At 62.5% G+C, this 5,386-nt stretch carries 3 protein-coding genes and 1 pseudogene; 1 reads left to right on the forward strand and 3 read right to left on the reverse strand.

Annotated elements, in window-relative coordinates; all coding sequences use genetic code 11:
- Window positions 1–72: 72 nt before the first annotated feature.
- A complete protein-coding gene (locus ACT53K_RS19315; protein ID WP_476230444.1) occupies window positions 73–2,175 on the reverse strand; it encodes an aldehyde dehydrogenase family protein in 2,103 nt (700 codons plus the stop codon).
- A gap of 550 nt (window positions 2,176–2,725) precedes the next feature.
- On the opposite strand from ACT53K_RS19315, the gene ACT53K_RS19320 reads away from it, so the two are divergent.
- A complete protein-coding gene (locus tag ACT53K_RS19320; RefSeq protein WP_476230446.1) occupies window positions 2,726–3,262 on the forward strand; it encodes a carotenoid oxygenase family protein in 537 nt (178 codons plus the stop codon).
- A 285-nt stretch (window positions 3,263–3,547) separates the two neighbouring features.
- On the opposite strand, the gene ACT53K_RS19325 is transcribed toward ACT53K_RS19320, so the two are convergent.
- Window positions 3,548–4,903, reverse strand: a complete 1,356-nt coding sequence (locus ACT53K_RS19325; protein WP_476230447.1) for a sensor histidine kinase — start codon at window positions 4,901–4,903, stop codon at window positions 3,548–3,550.
- Window positions 4,900–5,311 (reverse strand): annotated as a pseudogene (locus ACT53K_RS19330) (winged helix-turn-helix domain-containing protein); the annotation flags it as partial. The gene ACT53K_RS19325 and the pseudogene ACT53K_RS19330, both read right to left, overlap by 4 nt.
- Between the last annotated feature and the right edge of the window lie 75 nt (window positions 5,312–5,386).

Here is a 5,386-nt window from a genome sequence, read left to right on the forward strand (position 1 = left end):
CTCAAGGCTGAGCTGGCGGTAATGCTCTCCCATGACAACACCCTAACCTGGTGTTGCACTTCGTTTGTGAACTCAGCTGAACTCTTCCCAGTTGGTGGTGCTTCCGAAGCGTGATCCGTTGCCCGAGGAGCCTACGCCGCCGAAGGGAATGCCGGGCAGATCGGAGATCGTCTGATCGTTGATATGCACCATCCCAGCCTTGATCCGGGCTGCGACCCGAAGCCCGCGTTCGAGCGAGCCGGTCTGGATCGCGCTGGACAGACCATATTCCGTGTCGTTGGCGATGCGGATCGCGTCCTCTTCGTCCTCGGCAATCACCACCGGGGCAACGGGGCCGAATATCTCCAGATGATATGCCGGCACCTGCGGGTGCACATCGGCGAGCACTGTGGGCCGATAGAATGGCCCCTCGAACGTGCCGCCCGTCAGCAGGCGTGCACCCGCCGACACGGATTTGCGGACGATCTCATCGACACGGTCGAGCTGCTTGGCGTTCATGATCGGCCCGATCATTGCGCTTTCGTCGCGATAGGGATCGCCGACCTTGATCTGCGATGCCTTGCGAACGAGAATATCGAGATACTCGTCGGCAACCTTGCGATCCACAATGTGGCGTCCGCTTGCCATGCAGATCTGGCCCTGATGGAGGAACGAGCCCCATGCACCGGCGGATGCTGCCGCCTCCAGATCAGCGTCGTCGAGGACGATGAAGGGGCTTTTGCCGCCAAGTTCGAGTGCGACCTTCTTGAGGTTCTTTCCGGCCAACTCGCCGACCCGGCGGCCGACGGCGGTCGATCCGGTAAAGGTCACCAGCCGCACTGCAGGAAGGGTAACCAGAGCCTCCCCGATATCGGCGCCGCCATTGACGACGGAGAAGACCCCGGCGGGAACGCCAGCCTCCTCGAATGCCCGCGCGAGCAGCGCGCCCCCGACGATCGCGGTTTGCGGGTCCGGCTTCAGAATCACGGCGTTGCCAAGCGCGATTGCTGGCGCCACCGAACGCATCGCCAGCAGCATCGGGAAGTTCCAGGGCGTAATGACACCGACCAGGCCCAGCGGAACACGCCGGGCGACACTGAGCTTCGTCGGATCCGCGAACACGCCAACGTTATAGGTGTCGCGGTTCACCTGGGCGTTGAACAGCATTGCGCCGGACGACTGCCAGGTGTTGACGTTGCTGCTCGTCAGATTGTTTTCGTAATAGAACAGGCCGGTCTGCCAGTTCAGCCGCGAAGAGTTGATCGACGTGAGGCGCAGTTCCTGGGTCAGGAAATGATCGCGGGGCGTCGCCACCGCTTGCCGAATGGTGCCGCCGCCCGGGCCGACCAGGTAGACGGTCGCGTCCTGCGTCCATGTGCGATAGGCGGGGAGATACGTCAGGCGGACGCCGCCGAGATCCCAGTTGGCCTGGGCCCATATCTGTCTGAATTTGGTCTTTGACGTCCCAGTCGAAACGGGAATGAACGCCACGTCGGTGGGCGTTACGAACTTGGTTTCCAAACCGCCGTTGTTGAACTGCCGGTCCTGGAAGGCACCGCCGATCAGCAGCGAGAAGGTGTCGGTCGGCTTGAACAGCAGCTTCGCCTTGCCCTCGTTGAGGTTTACGGCGCCGGCGCCACACGCCGAGTCGGCCCCGTCACGCGCATAATGGTTGCCGGATACGCGCAGCCCCACCTTGTCGTCCACGATCGGAACATTGATCGCCCCCGACGCATGGAAGAGATTGAAGCTGCCACCCTCCAGGGAAACGTCAGCGGAGGATTTCGTCAGCTGCGGATCGCGGGTGTGGATGGCGATCAGGCCGGCAGTGGCACTGCGACCGTACAGCGTGCCCTGCGGTCCGCGCAGCACTTCCACCCGGTCGATGTCGTAACCGCCGCCAATGCCAGCATAGACGTCGTCGACATAGACCGCCGTTGCCGTAACGCCCGGGACGGTCTGTCCGTTCAAGGTGCCGTTGGACGAGATGCCGCGGATCGTGATGCCGGCGGCCGGACTGTCGTTGCCTGTGGGTTCGGTCGACACACCTTCCGACTCGCCGCCCGACACGTTCGGCACCGTTTCGAGGATGTTGGTGAGGGTGAACTTGCCGCGCTTAAGCAGATCCTCGCCGCTCTGGACTGTAATCGCAGCGGCGGTCTTTTGAACGTCTGCGCTGCGGCGCTCCGCCGTCACAATGATCTCTTCAAGACCAGCCTGGTCGTTTGCTTCGGCCTTCGCCGACGATGTTTGCGCTTGGGCGGACGATGGCTGAAGCGCCAGGGATGTGGCGAGTGCCCCAGCAGCAATGCAAGGCCAAGTCATGTCCGCACGCGAAATCTTACGCCTTCCCCTCATTTTTCCTCTCCTTATTGATATTTTTATGCAAAACGGCACGTGAGCCCTCTGCTCGTGTATTCCGCGCCGTGATGGCGCGGCGCCCAAGGCGAGAGACTTTTGCAGACACTAAACGTGCCTGATCCCCAAACGAGTGTAAGGAATTCGGTGGTTGATGCCCCGCTGGGGTGGGCGGCCCTGCACGAGCGGGCCTGGGCGTGACGCGCGACGTCGCGCTCCGGAACGCCAGCGCGGTTCCTGTTGCAGTTTTCTCAGTGCTTTAAGAGGGACTTCGTTGTCGCTCTGGTCCTGCTGGTGGCGCGAATTCTTGCTTCTGGTTACCGGCCTCTGCCGCCGGCAAAACCACGGTCAATCTATAAACGACGGTTTCGAGAGAGGGAGTCCCTGAGTGAGCATTCGCTTCCCCCACAACGATTTTACCAGCTTCGAAGCACCCATGCGTGCGGAGATCGATATGACTGGTTTGGAGGTTATCCAGGGCGAGGTTCCCCGGCAGCTTAGCGGCGGCTTTTTCCGCCAGATCGGCGATCGCAAGTGGCCGGCGTTCACGACGAAAAACGACGTCTTCATGCTGGGTGAAGACGGCATGGCGTCCTGCTTTTACTTCAAGGACGGCCAGGTCGATTTCAAGATGCGCTATGTCCGCACGCCGCGCTTCGTCGCGGAGGAAAAGGCGGGTCGCGCCCTGTTCGGCGAATATCGCAATCCTTTCACGGACGACCCGTCCGTCGCGGGCCTCAGCCGCGGTACGGCCAATGTCACGATGATGGCGCACGCCGGCAAGATGTTTGCCATGAAAGAAGACAGCCCCGTCATCGAGATGAACCCGTTCACGCTCGAAACGATCGGGGAATATGAGGTAGACCTATTTCCGCAAGTGATAGGCGAGCCGAGCCGTTCCGTTTGGGACTATCGGGCCGACTAACGTCGCCGCATCATTATATAACGGATGTCAGGGCTCGCGGTTGGCGTGCCGGCGACTGCGGCAGGCGGGCGCCATGGCCGAGCTGATAAGAGACTGTTTGAAAATGCGATCGGGTCGGTCTGGCGGGTCTTTTTCGCCGCCGCAGCGTCGCCGATCCTCGCCGATGCTTCCGGCATTGGCTGCGGTAGGCTCCTCGCGAACGACAGAAAATCCCTCGCCAGCCCTCCGCCCTCGCATTCCCAAACAGTCTCTAAGAATCCAATTGCGTATCTACGCAATTCTCGCTCAGCCAATCGCCGGGAACCGTAACCTTCCCCTTCCACCGCCGCCGGGCCGATTGTCCAGCTGGAGCGAAGCGCCAAAGGTTCTCGCCTGCGCGCGCGCGATAGTCAGGCCTATGCCCGTGCCGCCGGTGGCGCCACGATGCCGATCGCCCCGAACGAACGGCTCGAAGAGTTCGTCGACACGTTCCACCGGAAAACCCGGCCCATCGTCGCACACGTCGATTTCGACCCAGCCGCCGACCCGGCGACAATGAATATGGGCGCCACCGCCATATTTGACGGCATTGTCGATGATGTTGTGCAGGCAGCGTGTCAGTGCATCGGGTTTCACGCGCGCTGCAACCATGCAGTTTTCTACCAGGGTGACGGGCGCATCGGCATCGATCGCATCCTGCACGAGGCCGTCAAGCAAGGTATCGATTTCGACGACAGACCAAGGCTCGCGACTTTCCGAACTGCGCGCGAGATCGAGCCCGCTACGGACCATCCCTTGGATCGCCGCCAGGTCCGATAGCAGCTTCGCCCGCAGCTCCGGCTGTTCGACGTCCTCTAGTCGCAGGCGCAGCCGCGTCAGTGGAGTCTGCAGGTCGTGGGCGATGCCGGCGAGCAGGTGCGTCCGCTCGCGAAATCCCTCACGCACCCGTTCCTGCATCAGGTTGAACGTCGCCAGCGCACTACGGACTTCGGCAGGCCCCAGTTCAGGAATCGCCTCCGGGTCTATCGAGAGCGAGAAGCGTTGCGCCGCTTCCGTCAGGCGCCGCAGCGGCACTGTCGTCAGTCGGGAGGCAAACATGGAAAGCAGCGCGCTGGCCACGACGATCAGCGCCAGATACACCGGGTCCAGCGTTCCCGTCCGCGAAACGGGCAGGCGCGGAAGGTCCACCATTATCTGCCGATTGACTCCGCGTGCGTCTGTGAAGGCCAAGTGCCAGCAATCGACGCTAGGCGCACTGTCCATCCCCGCAACGCGATTGTGCTCGTTGAACACCCCGGGAAAACAGGGGCTATTGATACGCGCCACCCGCGCACCGGGCCCCAGTTGTTCGCGCAGCATCCCTTCCAACCCGGGGTCAGGCGGTGCCAGCTTCGCGCCGGGTAGCGGAAGCCGCACGCCGAACAGTTCGTGGTTCCGCACTGCGCGCTCTGTGCCTTCCGGGTCGCTGGCGAAGCGATGGGCCATGTCGACGCTGCTCAGCACCACGCGTTCCAGCTGCACCCGCTGTAGTTCGGCCATGCGCATCCGCTCTGCGATGAACAGCGACAGGATCGACGCGCCGGCGATGCCCAGCGTCAACAACAGGGTAATGCGCCCCGCGAGCGAGCGGAAATAGTCGCGTGGCCAAGCCAGAGGCTTCATTCGTATGAAACCTCGGCGGCCAGCAGATAGCCTTCGTTCCTTACTGTAAGGATCAGGTCGGATCCCCCGGGCTCGGCGGCCAGCTTCTGCCGCAGACGGCTGACCTGCAGGTCGATCGATCGGTCGAATGCCACCGTCGCCCGCCGCTCCGGCAGCAGCGCTTCGCGCGCCAGGACTTCATTGGGCGCTTCGAGCAGCCGGCTGAGCAGCCGGTATTCCGCCGACGACAACATCACCAGCCGCCCGTCCGCCGTCACCAGCCGGCGCTGCAACAGGTCAAGCCGCCATGGGCCGATATGCGCGAAGCGGGGGAGAGCGTCGCCGGCGTTCGTCGCCATTTCCCATCCAGCGCAACAGATTGCGCACTCTCGCGAGCAACTCACGCGGTTCGAACGGTTTGACCAGATAGCATTACAGTTGCGTTTTTGATCGAACATGTGACCGTTGTGCGGCGGCTTGGTGGGCCCGTCGCCAGCATGACCA

The sequence above is a fragment of the Sphingomonas sp. DMC8 genome (genome assembly GCF_056314185.1).

Bases quoted from the DNA above. Each gene is read 5' to 3' on its own strand.
- ACT53K_RS19325 (WP_476230447.1), bottom strand. From the start codon at position 4,903: ATGAAGCCTCTGGCTTGGCCACGCGACTATTTCCGCTCGCTCGCGGGG.